This is a genomic window from Streptomyces sp. NPDC046900, from assembly GCF_040644975.1.
GTDB lineage: Bacteria > Actinomycetota > Actinomycetes > Streptomycetales > Streptomycetaceae > Streptomyces.
Window position 1 is genome coordinate 42,556 of sequence record NZ_JBEYXD010000028.1, and the last position, 20,240, is coordinate 62,795.

The following is a 20,240-nucleotide window of genomic DNA, read 5'->3' on the forward strand; positions in this document are numbered from 1 at the left end:
CATGACTCCGTGCAGCGTGCGCAAGGGCGCCGGCGGTTCCGACGACCAGCAGACCGCACCCCTCAACAGATCCCGCCCCTAAGCCATATGAGATCCCCGCGCGTCATGCCGATCATGTGATCGAGTCGGCTGACCGCCCCGGTGAGTGTGCTTGGCATGTCCCGGCTCTGACGCTACGTTCTGGCGCGTCGGGGCAGAGTCAGCCGTGCGGGTGGGGAGAACATGGGCGGGGACCGGACGAAGGTCATGGGGGACGTCGAGCTCGAGAAGGACCGGGCTCGCTTCGGGCTCCTCGCGGTGATCGTCAGCAATCTCGCGATCGCCGGCGTCGCGATCTTCGGGGTGTGGCGCCTGAACGGGGACACGTCCGTCATCGTCGGCGTCCTCACCGCGGCCTTCACCGCCGTCAGCAGCATGACCACGGCGTATCTGGGCATCAAGGCCGTCTCCAACACCGCGAAGTCGATGGTCCAGGAGCGGACCGCCCAGCCCCACCCGACGCCCCCGGCACCCCAGCAGCCGGCCTCGGTGCCTCAGCAGTCGGGCGACCACTGAGCCGGCGGGGGCACGACGGCCACGCCCCGTCCCCGTAGAAATCGCACGCATGGTCGGGCGAAACGCGGCGCCGAACCGCCGGAGACAAATCGTTAGCCACGAATTTCGCCGAGGTGAGATCCTGGATCGCGTATGTCTACGCATCCCGCCCCCGCCCTCGGCACCCTTGCCCCCCGCCTGACCGAGCTGTCCCTGCGCGACGCGCACCGGCTCGGCCGCAGGCTCGAAGGCGCGCGCAAGATCCGCAAGCCCGAGGCCAGGGCCGCCGTACTCGCCGAGATCGAGGCGGAGGTCGCCAAGGCCGAGGGCCGGATGACCGAGCGCACCGCCCGTGTCCCCGCCGTCAGCTACCCGGAGCAGCTCCCGGTCAGCCAGAAGAAGGACGACATCGCCGCCGCCATCCGCGACCACCAGGTCGTGATCGTGGCCGGTGAGACGGGGTCCGGCAAGACGACCCAGATCCCGAAGATCTGTCTGGAGCTCGGCCGGGGCGTGCGCGGCATGATCGGCCATACCCAGCCCCGCCGGATCGCGGCCCGTACCGTCGCGGAGCGGGTGGCGGAGGAGATGGACACGCCGCTCGGCGAGGCCGTCGGCTGGAAGGTCCGGTTCACCGACCAGGTGAACCCGGACGCCACGTTCATCAAGCTGATGACGGACGGCATCCTGCTCGCCGAGATCCAGACGGACCGCGAGCTGCGCGCCTACGACACGATCATCATCGACGAGGCCCACGAACGGTCCCTCAACATCGACTTCCTGCTGGGCTACCTCGCCCAGCTCCTGCCCAGGCGCCCGGACCTCAAGGTCGTCATCACCTCGGCCACGATCGACCCCGAGCGCTTCTCCCGGCACTTCGGCGACGCGCCGATCATCGAGGTCAGCGGGCGGACCTATCCCGTCGAGGTGCGCTACCGGCCCCTCCTCGAAGAGGAGTCCGACGACGCCGACCGCGATCAGATCACCGCGATCACGGACGCCGTGGAGGAGCTGATGGCCGAAGGCCAGGGCGACATCCTGGTCTTCCTCTCCGGTGAACGCGAGATCCGCGACACGGCGGACGCGCTGACCAAGAAGCAGTACAGGTTCACCGAGATACTGCCCCTGTACGCCCGGCTCTCCCACGCCGAGCAGCACCGTGTGTTCCAGCCGCACACGGGCCGCAGGATCGTCCTCGCCACGAACGTGGCGGAGACCTCCCTCACCGTCCCGGGCATCAAGTACGTCATCGATCCGGGCTTCGCGCGCATCTCCCGCTACAGCCACCGCACCAAGGTCCAGCGCCTGCCCATCGAGCCGATCTCGCAGGCGAGCGCCAACCAGCGCAAGGGCCGCTGCGGCCGTACGTCGGACGGCATCTGCATCCGGCTGTACGGCGAGGAGGACTTCGAGGCCCGGCCGGAGTTCACCGACGCCGAGATCCTGCGGACGAACCTCGCCTCCGTCATCCTCCAGATGACCGCGGCCGGCCTCGGCGACATCGAGAAGTTCCCCTTCATCGACCCGCCGGACCATCGCAACATCCGCGACGGCGTCCAGCTCCTGCAGGAACTGAGCGCGCTGGACCCGGCCCAGAAGGACCCGCGCAAGCGCCTCACCGACACCGGCCGCAAGCTCGCCCAGCTGCCCGTCGACCCGCGCCTCGCCCGCATGGTCCTGGAGGCGGACAAGAACGGCTGTGTCCGCGAGGTCATGGTCATCGCCGCCGCCCTGTCCATCCAGGACCCGCGTGAGCGGCCCGCCGACAAGCAGGCCCAGGCCGACCAGCAGCACGCCCGCTTCCGGGACGAGACGAGCGACTTCCTCGCCTACCTCAATCTGTGGCGCTACGTCCGCGAGCAGCAGAAGGAGCGGGGCTCGTCGTCGTTCCGCCGGATGTGCAAGCAGGAGCACCTGAACTTCCTGCGCATCCGCGAATGGCAGGACATCTACACGCAGCTGCGCACGGTCGCCAAGCAGATGGACATCCATCTCAACGAGGAGGAGGCCCCCGGCGACCGTGTCCATGTCTCGCTCCTCGCCGGCCTCCTCTCCCATATCGGGATGAAGGACGTGAAGGAGTCCAAGGACTCCGCGCCCGGCGCCCGCAGGGACGGCGGACGGAACGAGTACATCGGCGCCCGCAACGCCAAGTTCGCGATCTTCCCGGGCTCGTCCCTGTTCAAGAAGCCCCCGCGCTTCGTGATGTCCGCCGAGCTCGTGGAGACGTCGCGTCTGTGGGCGCGGGTCAACGCGAAGATCGAGCCGGAGTGGGTGGAGCCGCTGGCCGGCCACCTCCTCAAGCGGACCTACAGCGAACCGCACTGGGAGAAGGACCAGGCGGCGGTGATGGCGTACGAGAAGGTCACGCTCTACGGCGTACCGATCGTCGCCCAGCGCAAGGTGAACTACGGCCGCATCGATCCCGAGGCCAGCCGCGAGCTGTTCATCCGTAACGCGCTGGTGGAGGGCGACTGGCGCACCCACCACAAGTTCTTCGCCGACAACCGCAGGCTCCTCACCGAGGTCGAGGAGCTGGAGCACCGCGCCCGGCGCCGGGACATCCTGGTCGACGACGAGACGCTCTTCGACTTCTACGACCAGCGGGTGCCCGAACACGTCGTCTCCGGCGCGCACTTCGACTCCTGGTGGAAGCGCAAGCGGCAGGAGCAGCCCGACTTCCTCGACTTCGAGCGCGAGATGCTCATCAACGAGAAGGCGGGCGCGGTCACCAAGGACGACTACCCCGACTCCTGGCTCCAGGGCCGGCTGAAGTTCAGGGTCACCTACCAGTTCGAACCGGGTGCGGACGCCGACGGCGTGACCGTCCACATCCCGCTGCAGGTTCTCAACCAGGTGACGGACGAGGGCTTCGACTGGCAGATCCCCGGACTGCGCGAGGACGTGGTCACCGAGCTGATCCGGTCCCTTCCGAAGCCGATCCGCCGCAACTACGTCCCCGCACCGAACTATGCGAAGGCGTTCCTGGAGAAGGCGTCCCCGGACGGGGCCGACCGGACGCAGCCGCAGGAGCCGCTGACCGTGACCATGGCGCGCGAGCTGAAGCGCATGGTCGGTGTGCCCTTCGAGGCCGAGGACTTCGACTGGTCCAAGCTGCCCGACCACCTCAAGATAACTTTCCGGATCGTCGACGAGCGACGCCGCAAGCTCGACGAGGACAAGGACCTTCAGGCGCTGAAGCTCCGGCTGAAGCCGAAGGCCCGCAAGGCCCTCTCGCAGGCCGCGGCGGCCACGGCCGAGCGGCAGGGTGGTGAGTCGCTGGAGCGCACGGGCCTCACGGACTGGACGATCGGCACGCTCACCCGTGTCTTCGAGACCCGTCGCGCCGGGCAGCCGGTCAAGGCGTACCCCGCGCTGGTCGACGACGGCGACACGGTCTCCGTACGCCTCTTCGACACGGAGGAGGAGCAGGCGCAGGCGATGTGGAAAGGCACGCGGCGCCTGATCCTGCGGAACATCCCGGTGAACCCGGCGAAGTTCGCGTCCGAGAAGCTGACCAACCAGCAGAAGCTCGGGCTGTCCGCGAACCCGCACGGCTCGATCCAGGCCCTGTTCGACGACTGCGCGATGGCGGCCGCCGACAAGCTGATCGGGGACTTCGGGGGGCCGGCGTGGGACGAGGAGTCGTACCGGAAGCTGTACGACAAGGTGCGCGCGGAGATCGTCGACACCACGGTCCGTACGGTCGGGCAGGTGCAGCAGGTGCTGGCCGCCTGGCAGGCCTGTGAACGCCGTCTGAAGGCCGTACGCAGCCCTGCGCTGCTGCCGAACCTGGCGGATGTGCGGGCGCAGCTGGACGCCCTCGTGAAGCCCGGCTTCGTCACCGAGGTGGGTATTCGGCGGCTGCCCGACCTGATGCGCTACCTGGTCGCCGCGGACCGCCGGTTGCAGCAGATGCCGACCAACGTCCAGCGGGACACGACGCGTATGGCGAAGGTGCAGGAGATGCGGGACGAGTACGCGTGGCTGCTCGAGCAGCTGCCGCAGGGCCGGCCCGTCCCCTCCTCGGTGCTGGAGATCCGCTGGATGATCGAGGAGCTCCGGGTCAGCTACTTCGCGCACGCGCTGGGCACTGCGTACCCGGTCTCCGACAAGCGCATCGTGAAGGCGATCGACGCCGCGGCGCCGTGACGACGCGGTGACGCGGGGTGAGTTCGACCAGGGGCTCACCCTCCTGTACAGTTCTTTTTCGCAGCGCCCCGCAAGGAAGAGCGCCGCGAAACCTGGTCCTGTGGAGCAGTTTGGAGTGCTCGCCACCCTGTCAAGGTGGAGGCCGCGGGTTCAAATCCCGTCAGGACCGCCCGATGAAAGGCCCCGTGTCGTCAGATGCGGGGCCTTTCGCATGCCCGCCGTCGGCCGGCCGCCTTCGCGGGGAGGGGCCAGGCACGATGGCACAGGCCTCAAGCGCCCGTCCGGGAACGCCCGCCGGTGCCCGGCTCCGGCCCGGCCCGGAGAGGGCTCCGCGGCGGTGGCACGGACAGGCGGCACGCGGCTCTGAGCCCTCGTCAGAGCCGCCGTTGCCGAGCGCCTGCGGGCCGTGCGCGTTCCAGAGTGTCTTGACGGCGTCACATTCCACCGGTACCCAGAAAACAGGGACCCCGGTTGCCCGGGCCCAGGGGGAGGTGGCGTATGGCGGCGTCCGCTCGGCACGAGACGCGTGCCTTACTCCGTGCCCATCTGTCCGCCGCGGCCGGCTATCGCCATCTGACGCGGCACTGCCCGGTCTGCCATCAACTCCTGCGCCTGGCGATGGAACCCGCCCAGCGCGGCGAGGAAGACCCTGAGGCGACCGCCGAGGACGACACACCCTCCACAGTGTGAGCCGCGCCCGCCGAGCACCCCGGGACACGGTGACGCGACTGCCGAGCGGAAGGTTCGAAGCAACTGCGGGTGGGCACTTCTGGACTACGGTCCGCTCAACGCACCATCCGGACCGCTGTGTTCCATTAGCAAAGAGACCGTGATCGCAACAAGGACCCGGTCATGTGACGGGAGTCACCGCATGAGTTTTGTGAGGTGCGGTACTTACTCCCCTCCTACAATGAGTCAATTTAATATGTGCAATTGCACTGCTCTCGGAGGTCCTCCACAGCGGATCCGACACCCCTCCCCAGACTTCGACAAGGCCGCTCACAGAGGGGTCCCGGGCACCCCGACAAGGGCACAAAAAAGATCGCGCTGGACTCGGCGGAGTCCAGCGCGATAGACGACGCACCCTTGGCGTGCCTCTACTGACCTTGGGCGAGGGCGCTGTTGGGGCAGCACCCGCGTCGCTTGGAGCTGTGGTTCGGACGTCGCGGCAGATTGGGGGACCTGCCGATATGTCCGGCTATTCGGCTGTTCAGGCCTCGCTGCGCTGCTGCGGGATGCCCGCGAGCAGCGCGCGGACCTCGGCCTCGCGGTAGCGGCGGTGCCCGCCGAGCGTACGGATCGAAGTGAGCTTGCCGGCCTTCGCCCACCGCGTGACCGTCTTGGGGTCGACGCGGAACATCGTGGCGACCTCAGCCGGGGTCAGCAGCGGCTCGGCATCAGGGGTGCGAGCGGTCATGAGCGGCCTCCTCGGGAGAACCGAACCTTCGGTTCTTTCCTCTAAATTCTGCACCTTGACCCGCGTTGCCCGAAATGGCGGACGCGAGTCGAGTCGGTTATAGGACGAACGGCTTGTCCTCGGCACTACAACTACACCATCCGTCCAGCCGCGTCGGCCAAACCGATGGAATTGCCCTCCCAGGTGTTCATCAGCGACGGAAGCCGATGGACCATGCCATAGCGGACAGTCACGCCACTGTGACGATCAGTCACAGGGCGATCAGGAGTCACCAGACCCCCCAAAGAGTGCAATGCGGAACTTCCGCCCATAAGTGGACAGAGGGAACCTCCCCCGGGCTCCTTGTCCTATTTTGGCATGAGGAGGGCCGTAAGGCGCAAGGTCCTTGTAAGTGCCGTCCGTCACGCTTGACGGCAAAAGCCCGGATCGAGACCTACGCCCCCGCTGCTGACGTGCGGTACGTCAACCATGGGCCAAGGGTTGGCACTTCACCATGTCTTGCGAGTCACAATTCGCGCACCGGTTCGCCGAGGTTCCGGCCGGAACGCGCCCCTCAGTTCGCCGAGCGGCGGCCCCGTACGGCCCGCCAGCGCTCCACCAACCGTCCGTAGGCCTCCCCGGCCGTGGCCCCGTCCCCCAGTCGCAGGGCCTCGATCCCCTCGGCGACGTCCGCCGCGGAATGGTCCCCGTCCAGCTCGGCGGCCGGCAGGACATGGACGAGCCCGCCGTAGTCCAGCTCGACCAGCGAACGCGGGTGGAACTCCTCCAGCCACCGGCCCACATCGACCAGGCCGTCGATCAGGGGCCCCTCGTCGATGGCCTCCTTGAGGGTCCGCAGGGCCCGTGCGGTGCGCCGCCGGGCCTGCACCATGGGCGTGCGGTAGCGCAGCATCGGCGGGACCTCGCCGGTCCCCTTCTCGTATCTGCGCTCGTCGTCCGAGACCAGGACGAACCAGTTCAGCGGCACCTGCCAGGTCGCGGTACGGATCCAGGGGCGGGCGTCCGGGTTGTCCTCCAGCCAGCGCTCGTAGTCCTGCGTGGCCTGGCGGCGCACGACGGGCGGCAGGACCGCGTCCAGGACCGGGCCGGGCAGCTCCTCCGCCAGCTCCCCGAGCGCCTGCCAGCCGCGCAGCCGGGTACGCCACGGGCAGATGTACGGGGCCCCGTCGACCTCGGTCACGAAGGCGTCGCCGCTCTCGTGCACCGGCACCGGCACCGGCGGGGTGGGCAGCAAATCGGCCAGGGAGCGCCGCAGTTCGTCCTGATACGAGGGGCGGTGGGGGCGCCGGGCATACCGCTCCCACTGGCCGCGCTCCGGCTCCGGGAAGGCGGCCAGCGGTTCGTACACGCGCAAGTACGACGCGTACGGGACGATCACCGAGGACACCTTGGGCACGCCTGCTCCCTCCCCATCGGACCTGACCCGAAACCCGGCCGGGCGGCACCCGGCGGGTGTGGAAAACCATTGCAAATCGTCCCACGAACCCGTCCGGGCGTACTCCGAGGGAAGGTGATCCAGAGCACTGCGAGGTTCGCGGGCGCCTCCACGCTCTACGCTCATGCCACGGGCCCCGCCACCCGCATGGGACCCACTCCTCAACCGCCGCTACCCACTCGGGAGTCACCACCGTGACCGACGTAACCGACGGCGTCCTGCACACCCTGTTCCACTCGGATCAAGGGGGTCATGAGCAGGTCGTGCTCTGCCAGGACCGGGCCACCGGCCTCAAAGCCGTCATCGCGATCCACTCCACCGCCCTGGGCCCCGCCCTCGGCGGCACCCGCTTCTACCCGTACGCGACGGAGGAGGCAGCCGTCGCCGACGCGCTGAACCTCGCGCGCGGGATGTCGTACAAGAACGCCATGGCCGGTCTCGACCACGGCGGCGGCAAGGCCGTGATCATCGGTGACCCCGAGCGGATCAAGACCGAGGAGCTGCTGCTGGCGTACGGCCGCTTCGTGGCCTCGCTCGGTGGCCGGTACGTCACCGCCTGTGATGTCGGCACCTATGTCGCCGACATGGATGTGGTCGCGCGGGTGTGCCCGTGGACCACCGGGCGCTCCCCGGAGAACGGCGGTGCGGGTGACTCGTCCGTGCTGACCGCCTACGGCGTGTTCCAGGGCATGCGGGCCTCCGCCCAGCACCAGTGGGGCGACCCCACCCTGCGCGGCCGCAAGGTCGGCGTCGCGGGCGTCGGCAAGGTCGGGCACTACCTGGTCCAGCACCTGCTGGAGGACGGTGCCGAGGTCGTGATCACGGACGTGCGGCCGGACGCCGTGCGCCGGGTCACCGACGCGCACCCCGAGGTCTCCGTCGCGGCCGACACCGATGCCCTCATCCGCACCGCGGGCCTCGACATCTACGCGCCCTGCGCCCTCGGCGGGGCGCTGAACGACGACTCCGTGCCGGTACTGACGGCGAAGGTGGTGTGCGGCGCGGCCAACAACCAGCTCGCGCACCCGGGCGTGGAGAAGGACCTCGCCGACCGCGGGATCCTCTACGCACCGGACTACGTCGTCAACGCCGGCGGTGTCATCCAGGTCGCCGACGAACTGCACGGCTTCGACTTCGACCGGTGCAAGGCCAAGGCGTCGAAGATCTTCGACACCACGCTCGCCATATTCGCACGCGCGAAGGAAGACGGTATTCCGCCGGCCGCGGCGGCCGACCGGATCGCGGAGCAGCGGATGGCTGAGGCGCGCAGGCCGGGCCTCGGCGGGGAGACCACGCAGGTTTGAGCGGTACCCGCCGATGGGAGGTTGGAGAGAACTCTCACTCTTATCGGCGGGTCGGCCGCCAATAAGTGGTTAAAATCGGCCGTGACCAGCGAGGACGGGGCGCCTCGCAGGTTCTGTGCACACGCCCGTCCTGCGGGCGACGTACCGTATGGGCGTGGGCTCAGGTACCGTGGAAGCCCTACGGACCGGTCTCTCCACGGAGAGCCCGTTCCGGTTCATGAACGCGTGTCAAGACTCTGGGGCCGTCGAGCCCCGTCGTTGAGGGGGTCGAGCCATGGGGCGCGGCCGGGCCAAGGCCAAGCAGACGAAGGTCGCCCGCCAGCTGAAGTACAACAGCGGTGGGACGGACCTCTCACGCCTGGCTGAGGAGCTGGGCGCATCGACGTCGAACACGTCGCCGAACGGCGACCGATTCGAGGAAGATGAGCACGACGACGAACTGTACGCACGGTACGCGGACCTTTACGCGGACGATGACGAGGACGAGGACGACGATTCCTCGCAACACCGTCGCGGCGCTTGACCCTGCACTGAAATCCCACCCGGTCCGTGGCCCAGCCACGGACCGGGTTCTGTGCTGTCCGTGAGGACTCAGCCCGCGTAGTCACCTACCAGGGCCGCGCCCGTCGCGTGGTCACCCCGGTCGGTGATCTCGCCGGCGACCCATGCGTCCACGCCGCGGTCCGCCAGTGCGGAGAGTGCGACGTCCACCGAATGCTCGGGGACGATCGCGATCATGCCCACGCCCATGTTCAGGGTCTTCTCCAGCTCCAGCCGTTCGACATCGCCGCTCTTCCCGACGAGGTCGAACACGGGTGCAGGGGTCCAGGTGGAACGGTCGACCACGGCGTGCAGGCCGTCCGGGATCACACGGGCCAGGTTGGCGGCGAGTCCGCCCCCGGTGATGTGACTGAACGCGTGCACCTCGGCGGTACGGGTGAGCGCCAGGCAGTCCAGGGAGTAGATCTTCGTGGGCTCGAGCAGCTCCTCGCCGAGGGTGCGGCCGAACTCCTCGATGTGCTGGTCGAGGCCGAGCTTCGTCCGGTCGAGGAGCACGTGTCGCACGAGGGAGTACCCGTTGGAGTGAAGTCCGGAGGCGGCCATGGCGATCACGGCGTCACCCTCGCGGATGCGCTCGGCGCCGAGCAGCCGGTCGGCCTCCACAACGCCCGTACCGGCGCCCGCGACGTCGAAGTCGTCCGGACCGAGCAGACCCGGGTGTTCGGCCGTCTCACCGCCGACCAGGGCGCAGCCTGCCAGCACGCAGCCTTCGGCGATGCCCTTCACGATCGCTGCGACGCGCTCGGGGTGCACCTTGCCGACGCAGATGTAGTCGGTCATGAACAGCGGCTCGGCACCGCACACCACGATGTCGTCCATGACCATGGCGACCAGGTCGTGCCCGATGGTGTCGTAGACACCCATCCGGCGCGCGATGTCGACCTTGGTGCCGACACCGTCGGTGGCGGAGGCCAGCAGCGGGCGCTCGTAGTGCTTGAGGGCGGAGGCGTCGAAGAGGCCGGCGAAGCCGCCGAGGCCGCCGAGGACCTCGGGCCGCCGCGTCTTCTTCACCCACTCCTTCATGAGCTCCACCGCGCGGTCGCCCGCCTCGATGTCGACGCCCGCGGCGGCGTAGGAAGCACCCTCGGAGGTTCCCGTCGACGGGGTCGACTGATCGGACACAGCAGACATTGCCTGGATCTTTCGGGGTCGGTGGAAGTGCTCAGGGGCGACGGATGGCGTCGGCCGCGGCCGTGGCGGCGGGACCGGCCGCCAGCTCCGTCTCCAGCAGCTGCTTGCCCAGCAGCTCCGGGTCGGGCAGCTCCATCGGGTACTCGCCGTCGAAGCAGGCCCGGCACAGGTTCGGCTTGGCGATGGTGGTCGCCTCGATCATGGCCTCGAGCGAGATGTACGCCAGCGAGTCCGCGCCGAGGGACCGGCCGATCTCGTCGACCGACATGCCGTTGGCGATCAGCTCGGCGCGGGTGGCGAAGTCGATGCCGAAGAAGCACGGCCACTTCACGGGCGGGGAGGAGATCCGGATGTGGATCTCGGCGGCGCCGGCCTCGCGCAGCATCCGCACCAGCGCCCGCTGGGTGTTGCCGCGCACGATCGAGTCGTCGACGACGACCAGGCGCTTGCCGCTGATGACTTCCTTCAGGGGGTTCAGCTTCAGACGGATGCCGAGCTGGCGGATCGTCTGCGAGGGCTGGATGAAGGTACGGCCGACGTACGCGTTCTTCACCAGACCGGAGCCGAACGGGATGCCGGACGCCTCCGCGTAACCGATCGCGGCGGGCGTGCCGGACTCGGGCGTCGCTATGACCAGATCGGCCTCGACGGGGGCCTCCTTGGCGAGGCGGCGGCCCATCTCGACGCGGGAGAGGTAGACGTTCCGGCCGGCGATATCGGTGTCCGGGCGGGCCAGGTACACGTACTCGAAGACACAACCGCGAGGCTTCGCTTCCGCGAATCGCGACGTCCGCAGACCGTTCTCGTCTATCGCGACGAACTCGCCCGGCTCGATCTCGCGGACGAAGCTCGCACCCGTGATGTCGAGCGCGGCGGTCTCGGAGGCGACGACCCAGCCGCGCTCCAGACGGCCGAGGACCAGCGGCCGGATGCCCTGCGGGTCACGGGCCGCGTACAGCGTCTGCTCGTCCATGAAGACCAGCGAGAAGGCGCCCCTCACCTGAGGCAGGACCTTGGTCGCCGCCTCCTCGACGGTCAGCGGCTTGCCGTCGTCGTCCACCTGACCGGCCAGCAGGGCCGTGACGAGGTCGGTGTCGTTCGTGGCGGCGACCTGGGTGGCGCGGCCGTTCTCCTTGGGAAGGGCCGCGACCATCTTGGCCAGCTGCGCCGTGTTGACGAGGTTGCCGTTGTGGCCGAGGGCGATCGAACCGTTCGCCGTGGCCCGGAACGTCGGCTGGGCGTTCTCCCAGACGGAGGCACCGGTGGTCGAGTACCGGGCGTGTCCGACCGCGATGTGGCCCTGGAGCGATCCGAGGGAGGTCTCGTCGAAGACCTGGGAGACCAGGCCCATGTCCTTGAAGACGAGAATCTGGGAGCCGTTGCTGACCGCGATACCCGCGGATTCCTGACCTCGGTGCTGGAGGGCGTAGAGCCCGAAGTACGTCAGTTTTGCGACCTCTTCACCCGGAGCCCAGACACCGAAGACGCCACACGCGTCCTGGGGGCCCTTCTCACCGGGGAGCAGATCGTGATTGAGTCGACCGTCACCACGTGGCACGGGTCCGAGTGTAGGCGAGATCGTGCACTGGTCCGAATCCAGGCATCCGCGCCTCTCCGTCACAGGCCCGGTCGGAGGGGCCGCCTCACGGCTGGGCGAGCGCGCTGACCCCCTTGTCGTTTTCGCTGGTCAGCGTGATGCTGCGGTGATCGATCCGATAGGTGAGCGGCCGGTCGAAGATCTTGCTCAGCGTGTTCTCGGTGTCCATGAGTGAGGCGTCGCACATCCTGCGGGTGGTCCTGGGGACGCCCAGCGTGAGGTGACCGTCACGTACGGTCGCCTTCGCCGTGAACCGGTTGCAGCCGAGGCTTCCCGACGCCGTGCCGGCCTTCTCGTCGAGGGTGAACCAGGCCTTGCCCGTCGCCGCCGCGGGCAGCGAGGAGGCGGTGTCGCCGTCCACCAGGGACGTGACCTGCCACCTGGTGCCGGACAGGGACGCGTCGCTCTCCTTGGTGAGGCGCACGCGGTCGCCGTTCTCGGCGGTGAGCGTCAGCCGTCCCCCGTCTACCGCGGCGGTCAGCGCACCGCCCGCGAGCGTGTGGGAGAAGGCCGCCTCGAAGGCCATCGGGGCCTTGTCGCAGGCCATGTCGGTGGACCGGGCCGAGCCGAAGTCGACGCGGTCGCCCTGGACGGCAGCAGAGGCGCCGAAGCTGTTGCACCCGTAGTTCCCGTGCGCCTGTCCGGAGTCGTCGATCTGCAGGTACGCGCCGATCGGGGCCTTCTGGGTGGTGTCGCCCGTGGTGAGGCTGTCGACGCGCCAGTGGATGCCGGTGACGGGCGGTTTGCCGTCCGGCGCCACAGAACCGCTGCCGCTGCCCGAACCGGTGTCGGTACCGCAGGCCACCGCGAGCGGGAGCAGGGTCAGGACGGTGAGGGTCAGTCGGTGCTTGTCCATGGCGGTGGGACGGCTGGGGTGCAGGGGCGGTTCCACGGGAGGCCCCCTCCCAGGACGTCCCCTCACGCCATGAGGGGCAGCAGGTCGCTGAGGTCGGCCCGTTCACCGCTGGCCGCGACCCGCGCGTCGGCGCGGGCGGCGGCCCAGTCCGTGCGGCCGGTCGCCAGCCTGACCCAGGTCAGGGGGTCGGTCTCGACGACGTTGGGCGGGGTGCCGCGGGTATGGCGCGGTCCTTCGATGCACTGCACGACGGCGTACGGCGGAACGCGCACCTCGGTCGAGGCGCCGGGCGCCTTGACGGCGAGCGCGTCGGCGAGCAGCCGGGTCGCGGCGGCGAGGGCCTGACGGTCGTACGGGATGTCGAGACCCGGGACGGCGGCGTTCAGGTCGTCGGTGTGGACGACGAGTTCGACGGTACGGGTGACGACACAGTCGGCCAGCGGCATGGCGCCCGCGCTGGTGGCCAGCAGCCGGGTGCCGGGGTAGGCGTCGAGGCCGGCGGTGAAGTGCTGCTCCACGTCGGCCAGGAAGGCGTCCAGGTCGGGGTGCTGCTCGGCGAGCCGACGGGCATCCGCGGCGATGGCCGCCGAGTTCGCCGCGGTCGCGAACGGCCAGTCCAGTGCCGTGGCGTCCTGCCGCACCGGCTCGGGCCCGTCCAGGAGCCGGCCGACCCCCGCCAGCGCCGTTCCGATGTGCGCGACCAGTTCCCGCACGGTCCAGTCCCCGAGCCGGGTGGGAAGCCCCAACTGCTCCGGCGTCAGCGTCCCGACGGCCTGTCGTGCGTTCCCGAACTGGGCGAGCACGGCGGTGCGGGTCTTGACGGGGTCGTACGTCCGGGTGCGCTTCTTGGCCGGGGGCATAGGGGCGAGCCTATGCCTTCACCGCGTAGCCGCTCAGGCCCTTTTCGACCAGGTCGACGGGCTGACGGGCGGCGGCCGACGGCGCCGGCGACTCGGCTGGGCTGTCCCCGACGGCGATGCGGCTGTGGGGCTCCTCGACCAGGGCGTTGCGGACTGCGCTCGGCACGTCGGCGGCGGCCACGGCGGGCAGCGAGGTCTCGGGTGCCCCTTCCGAGCGCGTGGAACGCACGCTCCCTCAGGACCGGTGTATCGATGACGATTCCGCGCACCGGACGGGCGAACGGCTCACCGGGCAGGCCGACCGGCGGGTCGCGGGCCTCGGCCATCTCCAGGACCGCCGACGGACGGCGTCCACCGCGGCGTCCCCGGGCCGGCGCTCGCGCACAGCGCGGGCGGTGTCCCCGACATGCTCCGTCAAGGGGGAGAAGACCGGGCCCCGACACCGCCATCGGCGCACCGGCGCGGCTGACAGGAGCGGCCCATGCCGACCGGGGTACGCGTCTGCCTTTCGTCCACGCGACACAGGTTGTCTTCTGGAGCGGCGCCGGACTGATGGACCTCGTCACCCTGCCGCCCCTGCGGCTCCCGAAATTCCCCCGCCCCGACAGCGATCCGGTCCCGGGCCGGGAGGCCGAGCCGGTCGCGGTAGGACGAAGGCCCCGCCCGGCGGACCGGGCGGGGCCTTCACCGTCGTACGGACGGGGGCTACTTGAGGAGCGCCGGGATGGTTCCCTCGTGCGCCTCGCGCAGTTCCGCCAAGGACAGCTCGAACTCGCCCTGGAGCTCGACCGTGTCCCCGTCCACGACACCGACACGGGTCGCGGGCAGGCCGCGCGCGCCGCACATGTCGTTGAAGCGGACCTCCTCGGAGCGCGGCACCGCGACGATCGCACGGCCGGCCGACTCGGAGAAGAGGAAGGTGAACGCGTCGAGTCCGTCCGGCACGATCAGCCGCGCACCCTTGCCGCCGAGCAGCGCCGACTCGACCACGGCCTGAACGAGGCCGCCGTCGGACAGGTCGTGCGCGGAGTCGATCATGCCGTCGCGGGAGGCCGAGATGAGGATCTCGCCGAGCAGCCGCTCGCGCTCCAGGTCGACCTGCGGGGGCAGACCGCCGAGGTGGTCGTGGACGACCTGCGACCAGGCCGAACCGCCGAACTCCTCACGCGTGTCGCCGAGGAGGTAGAGCAGCTGCCCCTCCTCCTGGAAGGCGACGGGCGTACGGCGTGCGACGTCGTCGATGACACCCAGCACCGCCACCACCGGCGTCGGGTGGATGGCCACCTCGCCGGTCTGGTTGTACAGGGAGACATTGCCGCCGGTCACCGGGGTGCCCAGCTGCTGACAGGCGTCCGCGAGGCCGCGCACGGCCTCCGCGAACTGCCACATCACGGCCGGGTCCTCGGGCGAGCCGAAGTTCAGGCAGTCGGAGACGGCCAGCGGCTTGGCCCCGGTGGTCGCCACATTGCGGTACGCCTCCGCGAGCGCGAGCTGCGCGCCCGCGTACGGGTCGAGCTTCGCGTAGCGGCCGTTTCCGTCGGTGGCGATGGCGACGCCGAGCCCGGACTCCTCGTCGACGCGGATCATGCCGGAGTCCTCGGGCTGGGCGAGGACCGTGTTGCCCTGCACGAAGTGGTCGTACTGCGAGGTGATCCACTTCTTGGAGGCCTGGTTGGGCGACGAGACCAGCTTCAGGACCTGGTCCTTCAGCTCCTCGGACGTCTCCGGCCGCGGCAGCTTGTTCGCGTCGTCGGCCTGGAGGGCGTCCTGCCACTCCGGACGGGCGTAGGGGCGCTCGTACACCGGGCCCTCGTGCGCCACCGTCCGCGGGTCCACGTCGACGATCTTCTCGCCGTGCCAGTAGATCTCGAGGCGGTCCCCGTCGGTCACCTCACCGATGACGGTGGCGATGACGTCCCACTTGGCGCAGATCTCCAGGAAGCGGTCGACCTTCCCGGGCTCGACGACCGCGCACATGCGTTCCTGCGACTCGCTCATGAGGATCTCCTCCGGCGAGAGCGTCGAGTCGCGCAGCGGTACGTCGTCCAGGGTGACGTGCATGCCGCCGGAGCCGTTCGAGGCCAGCTCGGAGGTGGCGCAGGACAGGCCTGCCGCACCCAGGTCCTGGATGCCGACGACCAGCTTCTCCTTGAAGGCCTCCAGGGTGCACTCGATGAGCAGCTTCTCCTGGAAGGGGTCGCCGACCTGCACGGCGGGGCGCTTGGAGGGCTTGGCGTCGTCGAAGGTCTCCGAGGCGAGGATCGAGGCGCCGCCGATGCCGTCGCCGCCCGTGCGGGCGCCGTACAGGACGACCTTGTTGCCCGTGCCGGACGCCTTCGCGAGGTGGATGTCCTCGTGCCGCATCACGCCGATGGCACCGGCGTTGACCAGCGGGTTGCCCTGGTAGCAGGAGTCGAAGACGACCTCACCGCCGATGTTGGGCAGGCCCAGGCAGTTGCCGTAGCCGCCGATGCCGGCGACGACACCCGGCAGCACACGCTTGGTGTCCGGGTGGTCTGCCGCACCGAAGCGCAGCGGGTCGACGACGGCCACCGGCCGCGCGCCCATCGCGATGATGTCGCGCACGATGCCGCCGACACCCGTGGCCGCGCCCTGGTAGGGCTCGACGTACGAGGGGTGGTTGTGCGACTCGACCTTGAAGGTGACCGCGTAGCCCTGGCCGACGTCCACGACGCCGGCGTTCTCGCCGATGCCGACGAGCAGCGCGTCGGACTCGGGGGCCTTCTCGCCGAACTGGCGGAGGTGGACCTTCGAGGACTTGTACGAGCAGTGCTCGGACCACATGACCGAGTACATGGCGAGCTCGGCGCCGGTGGGGCGACGGCCCAGGATCTCGACGATCCGCTCGTACTCGTCCTTCTTCAGGCCGAGTTCGGCCCAGGGCAGCTCGACGTCGGGGGTCTCGCTCGCATGCTCGACCGTGTCCAGAGGCGTCCGGCTCATGCGCCCACCAGCTTCTTGAGGATCGAGGTGAAGAACGGGAGCCCGTCGGTACGGCCGGTACCGATCAAGGACTCGACGGCGTGCTCCGGGTGCGGCATGAGACCGACGACGTTGCCGGCCTCGTTGGTGATGCCGGCGATGTCCCGCAGGGAGCCGTTGGGGTTGAAGTCGAGGTACCGGAAGACGACCCGGCCCTCTGCCTCCAGCTTGTCCAGCGTGTACTCGTCGGCGACGTACCGGCCGTCCATGTTCTTCAGCGGGATATGGATCTCCTGGCCGGACGCGAAGTCACTCGTCCAGGAGGTCTCCGCGTTCTCCACCCGCATCTTCTGGTCGCGGCAGATGAAGTGGAGGTGGTCGTTGCCGAGCATCGCGCCCGGAAGGAGATGGGCTTCAGTGAGGATCTGGAAACCGTTGCAGATGCCGAGGACCGGGAGCCCGTCCTTCGCCTGCTCGATGACGGTCTCCATCACCGGGGAGAAGCGGGAGATGGCACCGGCGCGCAGATAGTCGCCGTACGAGAAACCGCCCGGAAGGACCACCGCGTCGACCTGCTTGAGGTCCTTGTCCTTGTGCCAGAGGGCGACGGGTTCCGCGCCCGCGAGACGGATCGCGCGTTGCGTGTCCCGGTCGTCCAGGCTGCCCGGGAAAGTGACGACGCCAATACGAGCGGTCACTTCGCGGCCTCCGCGACTTCCTCCACCTTGACGGTGAAGTCCTCGATCACGGTGTTGGCGAGGAAGGATTCCGCAAGATCGTGGATGCGGGCCAGCGCGGCGTCGTCGACCGGACCGTCCACTTCGAGTTCGAATCGCTTTCCCTGACGTACGTCGGAGATGCCTTCGAAACCGAGCCGCGGCAGTGCGCGCTGCACCGCCTGGCCCTGGGGGTCGAGGATCTCCGGCTTGAGCATGACGTCGACTACGACGCGTGCCACTGGCACTCCCGGTGTGTGGTGCTGAGCAGGTTCCTTCAGACTACCTGCACAAAATTTCTACTCGCGTAGATTCGTAGCATCCTACGTGACCCTCATCACGATCCCGCATCGGCGCGGGGCCCCTGCACGGAAAATCCTCGGAAAACCCGCAGAAGAGCGGTGACAGACATTGCGCGCGGACACGCGGAGGTATTCAGTCGGTCTTCACAATGCAATGCCGGGCACTGTACAAAGGAATTGGCAATAGCCGATACTTTGCCCAATTACTGCCGGACAGTCGACATCTCCTCGACATCTGCCGGACGTCTGTGCACGTCATGGTCTGTGATCGCGGAGGTGCCGCACGAAGGGACCGATATTCGTGGCGCAGCGTGTCGTGGTCACTCTCTTTGACGACATCGACGGCTCAGAAGCGGCGGAAACGATCGTCTTCGGACTGGACGGCAAGTCGTACGAGATCGACCTCAATCAAGCCAATGCCAAGAAACTGCGTAAGGTGCTGGCACCCTACGTCGAGGCCGGCCGCAAGAAGGCGAAGTCCGGGAAGGCCTACACGCACACGGCGTTGACGCCGGACCCGGCCGCCGTCCGCGCCTGGGCGCGCTCCAACAAGATGGAGGTCCCGCCGCGCGGCCGCATCCCGAAGAAGGTCTACGAGGCGTTCGCAGAGGCGCACTGACGCACTCGCCGCTCCGGCCGGGCACGGGCCGGAGCGGCCCCGCGCGTTCACCGGAGCCGCTCCCCCTGCGTCCCGTGCGCCGCTGCCTCCCGCACCCACCGCACGAAGGCCCCATCGGACCCCGCGTCCAATCGACTTGCGTTTCACCCCCGGTGATCAGCTAGAGTCTGGGACACGCCGAGGGGCAAGGCCGGAAGGCAGGGCCCCGAGGAGCCATGCGGGTGTAGTTCAGTAGCAGAACACCCCCTTTCCAAGGGGGAGGCGCAGTGTGCAATCCCTGTCACCCGCTCTACGGCATCGGTCCGAGCATCCTTGTGGATCAGGTAGGCTGGTGCTCGCACCGATCGGTGAAAGCCGGTCGGGAGCAATGCGGACGTAGCTCAGTTGGTAGAGCGCAACCTTGCCAAGGTTGAGGTCGCGAGTTCGAGCCTCGTCGTCCGCTCCAAAAAGGAAAGTCCCCGGTCGATCGACCGGGGTTTTTCTCGTATGCGCCCGCCGGGTCCGTCGGCCTCTGACATGCGTCGTGCGGAGTGATGCGCGGGATCACCTTCTCGGTGGCCTGCACCGGGCTCTTCACATTTCTCGGGGCCGACGGCACGGGCAAGACATCCAGCCATCACGGCTGGAGGGGCTCGCACCACCCACCGGCCGCGCGGTGCGGATTCTGGGACGCGATCCATACGAGGAGAGGCGGCCGTCCGCCCCAGGGCCGGCGTGATGCTTGCGAGGACGGCTTCTCCTCCGAGCCGGCGGCGCCGACCGAAAGCCGCCGATACACCTGGAATTGGTGAGGTGCAGCGGTTCGCCCAAGAGTCGCAGCGAGAGGTTCCCGAGGTGGTGCGCGGCTACCGCGAGGCCGACCTGAACGCCGAACCGGCGGGGCCCTGGGCGCGCTGACGGCCGCGGGCGGACCCAGGGGCGGGGCATGTTCCGGCCGAGCACCGAGGTGCGCCTGCCTTCGGCTCCCTCGTCGTCGTCCGCTTGCCGCACTGTGAGTGAGGTCACTTCATGACGTCCCCACGGGCGGTCCGGCCGTGAACGCCTCGTCCGGGGAGCACGCCGCGCGCCCCTAGGACGTCCCGTGGTCGCCCCACAGGCCGCGACCAGGCCCGAGGCGCGCGACAGCACGGGCACACCGTCCCCACGGCCGTCCTGGATCTTCGGATGCCCGGGACGGACGGTGTGAGGGTCGCCACATCACTGCGGGCCGAGATCTCGGGGTGCCAGGCGCTGATCGTCCACGGCCACGCACGGCCCCGTCAGCTGAGACGGGCGCTGCGGGCGGGTGTGCGCGGACTCGTCCAGGAGACCGTTCGCGCCCAGCGGCTCGCGGAGATCATCCGCACGGTACACGCGGGAAACCGCTGCGTGGACCCCTAGTTGGCCGCCGACGCGATCTCGGCACGGGGCTCGCCGCTGACCGCGTGGGAGGCCGAGGTGCTCGAATTCGCCGCCGACCGCGCACCGGTGGCAGAGATCGCGGAACGGGCCGCGTTGTGCCCGGGGACGTGCGGAACCATCTGTCGTCGGCCGTCTCGAAGCTCGGCGTGGAGAACCGTCATGTGGCGGTGCGTCTCGCACGCGAACGAGGTTGGGTATAGTTGCTCTCGCGCAAGCGCGCAGTGCGGACGTAGCTCAGTTGGTAGAGCGCAACCTTGCCAAGGTTGAGGTCGCGAGTTCGAGCCTCGTCGTCCGCTCCAGAAAAAAAGCCCCCGGCCCAGGCCGGGGGCTTTTTCGTGGACGTCCGGATCCCGAGGACAGGCACTCGGGGGCCGGGGACGGATGTGCTCCGGGGGCCCGGCGGGTCGCCGGG

General features: G+C 69.1%; 16 protein-coding genes, 4 tRNA genes and 2 pseudogenes. 12 read left to right on the forward strand and 10 right to left on the reverse strand.

Annotated features, from left to right (window positions below):
• The first annotated feature begins 246 nt into the window (after positions 1 to 246).
• The 4 genes from ABZ904_RS25480 to ABZ904_RS25495 all read left to right on the forward strand — a co-directional run bounded on the left by ABZ904_RS25480 (position 247) and on the right by ABZ904_RS25495 (position 5,376).
• The gene (locus ABZ904_RS25480) at positions 247 to 555 is read left to right on the forward strand and encodes a hypothetical protein (protein WP_359397558.1); all 309 of its coding nucleotides are present in this window, start codon (positions 247 to 249) and stop codon (positions 553 to 555) included.
• Positions 556 to 687: 132 nt separating this feature from the next.
• Positions 688 to 4,686, forward strand: a complete 3,999-nt coding sequence (gene hrpA, locus ABZ904_RS25485) for an ATP-dependent RNA helicase HrpA (RefSeq protein WP_361825622.1) — start codon at positions 688 to 690, stop codon at positions 4,684 to 4,686.
• A gap of 94 nt (positions 4,687 to 4,780) precedes the next feature.
• A tRNA-Asp gene (locus ABZ904_RS25490) sits at positions 4,781 to 4,855 on the forward strand.
• Between the two features lie 329 nt (positions 4,856 to 5,184).
• Positions 5,185 to 5,376 carry a DUF6274 family protein gene (locus tag ABZ904_RS25495; RefSeq protein WP_359397490.1) on the forward strand — a complete coding sequence of 64 codons (192 nt, stop codon included), beginning with the start codon at positions 5,185 to 5,187 and terminating at the stop codon, positions 5,374 to 5,376.
• A 520-nt stretch (positions 5,377 to 5,896) separates the two neighbouring features.
• Here the strand turns inward: ABZ904_RS25495 and bldC are convergent.
• Both bldC and ABZ904_RS25505 read right to left on the reverse strand, forming a co-directional pair.
• On the reverse strand, positions 5,897 to 6,103 hold the full coding sequence (gene bldC / locus ABZ904_RS25500; RefSeq protein ID WP_003949541.1) for a developmental transcriptional regulator BldC: 207 nt from the start codon (positions 6,101 to 6,103) through the stop codon (positions 5,897 to 5,899).
• Positions 6,104 to 6,656: 553 nt separating this feature from the next.
• On the reverse strand, positions 6,657 to 7,499 hold the full coding sequence (locus ABZ904_RS25505; RefSeq protein WP_361825624.1) for a hypothetical protein: 843 nt from the start codon (positions 7,497 to 7,499) through the stop codon (positions 6,657 to 6,659).
• A 233-nt stretch (positions 7,500 to 7,732) separates the two neighbouring features.
• Between ABZ904_RS25505 and ABZ904_RS25510 the strand changes: the two genes are divergently transcribed.
• Positions 7,733 to 8,842: a Glu/Leu/Phe/Val dehydrogenase dimerization domain-containing protein gene (locus tag ABZ904_RS25510; protein ID WP_359397486.1), complete on the forward strand. Its 1,110-nt coding sequence runs from the start codon at positions 7,733 to 7,735 to the stop codon at positions 8,840 to 8,842.
• A gap of 274 nt (positions 8,843 to 9,116) precedes the next feature.
• Positions 9,117 to 9,365, forward strand: coding sequence for a DUF3073 domain-containing protein (locus tag ABZ904_RS25515; protein ID WP_359397483.1), 249 nt, complete (start codon positions 9,117 to 9,119; stop codon positions 9,363 to 9,365).
• A gap of 68 nt (positions 9,366 to 9,433) precedes the next feature.
• On the opposite strand, the gene purM is transcribed toward ABZ904_RS25515, so the two are convergent.
• From purM to purS, 8 genes are all read right to left on the reverse strand, one after another.
• Complete coding sequence (gene purM, locus ABZ904_RS25520; protein ID WP_359397480.1) at positions 9,434 to 10,534, reverse strand: phosphoribosylformylglycinamidine cyclo-ligase; 1,101 nt, start codon at positions 10,532 to 10,534, stop codon at positions 9,434 to 9,436.
• A gap of 31 nt (positions 10,535 to 10,565) precedes the next feature.
• Entirely contained in the window at positions 10,566 to 12,092 is a 1,527-nt protein-coding gene (gene purF, locus ABZ904_RS25525; protein WP_360999136.1) for an amidophosphoribosyltransferase, read from the reverse strand.
• Between the two features lie 85 nt (positions 12,093 to 12,177).
• Positions 12,178 to 13,023, reverse strand: a complete 846-nt coding sequence (locus ABZ904_RS25530) for an META domain-containing protein (RefSeq protein WP_361825627.1) — start codon at positions 13,021 to 13,023, stop codon at positions 12,178 to 12,180.
• A 26-nt stretch (positions 13,024 to 13,049) separates the two neighbouring features.
• Positions 13,050 to 13,847 carry a sterol carrier family protein gene (locus tag ABZ904_RS25535; RefSeq protein WP_359397470.1) on the reverse strand — a complete coding sequence of 266 codons (798 nt, stop codon included), beginning with the start codon at positions 13,845 to 13,847 and terminating at the stop codon, positions 13,050 to 13,052.
• A gap of 10 nt (positions 13,848 to 13,857) precedes the next feature.
• Positions 13,858 to 14,076: a hypothetical protein gene (locus ABZ904_RS25540; RefSeq protein WP_361825629.1), complete on the reverse strand. Its 219-nt coding sequence runs from the start codon at positions 14,074 to 14,076 to the stop codon at positions 13,858 to 13,860.
• Positions 14,077 to 14,552: 476 nt separating this feature from the next.
• Positions 14,553 to 16,811 carry a phosphoribosylformylglycinamidine synthase subunit PurL gene (purL, locus tag ABZ904_RS25545; RefSeq protein ID WP_359397464.1) on the reverse strand — a complete coding sequence of 753 codons (2,259 nt, stop codon included), beginning with the start codon at positions 16,809 to 16,811 and terminating at the stop codon, positions 14,553 to 14,555.
• Positions 16,808 to 17,488, reverse strand: a complete 681-nt coding sequence (gene purQ, locus ABZ904_RS25550) for a phosphoribosylformylglycinamidine synthase subunit PurQ (protein ID WP_361825631.1) — start codon at positions 17,486 to 17,488, stop codon at positions 16,808 to 16,810. The genes purL and purQ overlap by 4 nt, the downstream gene beginning before the upstream one ends.
• Positions 17,485 to 17,748 (reverse strand): phosphoribosylformylglycinamidine synthase subunit PurS, encoded by a 264-nt coding sequence (purS, locus tag ABZ904_RS25555; protein WP_019982969.1) that lies wholly within the window; start codon positions 17,746 to 17,748, stop codon positions 17,485 to 17,487. The genes purQ and purS overlap by 4 nt, the downstream gene beginning before the upstream one ends.
• A gap of 361 nt (positions 17,749 to 18,109) precedes the next feature.
• On the opposite strand from purS, the gene ABZ904_RS25560 reads away from it, so the two are divergent.
• From ABZ904_RS25560 to ABZ904_RS25585, 6 genes and pseudogenes are all read left to right on the forward strand, one after another.
• Positions 18,110 to 18,427 (forward strand): Lsr2 family protein, encoded by a 318-nt coding sequence (locus tag ABZ904_RS25560; protein ID WP_359397457.1) that lies wholly within the window; start codon positions 18,110 to 18,112, stop codon positions 18,425 to 18,427.
• A 217-nt stretch (positions 18,428 to 18,644) separates the two neighbouring features.
• Positions 18,645 to 18,716, forward strand: a tRNA-Gly gene (locus tag ABZ904_RS25565).
• A gap of 80 nt (positions 18,717 to 18,796) precedes the next feature.
• Positions 18,797 to 18,872: transfer RNA gene (locus ABZ904_RS25570), tRNA-Gly, on the forward strand.
• An 88-nt stretch (positions 18,873 to 18,960) separates the two neighbouring features.
• Positions 18,961 to 19,150: pseudogene (locus tag ABZ904_RS25575) on the forward strand (ABC transporter ATP-binding protein); the annotation flags it as partial.
• Positions 19,151 to 19,573: 423 nt separating this feature from the next.
• A pseudogene (locus ABZ904_RS25580) lies at positions 19,574 to 20,028 on the forward strand (response regulator transcription factor); the annotation flags it as partial.
• Positions 20,029 to 20,051: 23 nt separating this feature from the next.
• Positions 20,052 to 20,127: transfer RNA gene (locus ABZ904_RS25585), tRNA-Gly, on the forward strand.
• Positions 20,128 to 20,240 lie beyond the last annotated feature (113 nt).

Bases quoted from the DNA above. Each gene is read 5' to 3' on its own strand.
- ABZ904_RS25480 (WP_359397558.1), top strand. From the start codon at position 247: ATGGGGGACGTCGAGCTCGAGAAGGACCGGGCTCGCTTCGGGCTCCTC.
- hrpA (WP_361825622.1), top strand. From the start codon at position 688: ATGTCTACGCATCCCGCCCCCGCCCTCGGCACCCTTGCCCCCCGCCTG.
- ABZ904_RS25495 (WP_359397490.1), top strand. From the start codon at position 5,185: ATGGCGGCGTCCGCTCGGCACGAGACGCGTGCCTTACTCCGTGCCCAT.
- bldC (WP_003949541.1), bottom strand. From the start codon at position 6,103: ATGACCGCTCGCACCCCTGATGCCGAGCCGCTGCTGACCCCGGCTGAG.
- ABZ904_RS25515 (WP_359397483.1), top strand. From the start codon at position 9,117: ATGGGGCGCGGCCGGGCCAAGGCCAAGCAGACGAAGGTCGCCCGCCAG.
- purM (WP_359397480.1), bottom strand. From the start codon at position 10,534: ATGTCTGCTGTGTCCGATCAGTCGACCCCGTCGACGGGAACCTCCGAG.
- ABZ904_RS25535 (WP_359397470.1), bottom strand. From the start codon at position 13,847: ATGCCCCCGGCCAAGAAGCGCACCCGGACGTACGACCCCGTCAAGACC.
- purL (WP_359397464.1), bottom strand. From the start codon at position 16,811: ATGAGCCGGACGCCTCTGGACACGGTCGAGCATGCGAGCGAGACCCCC.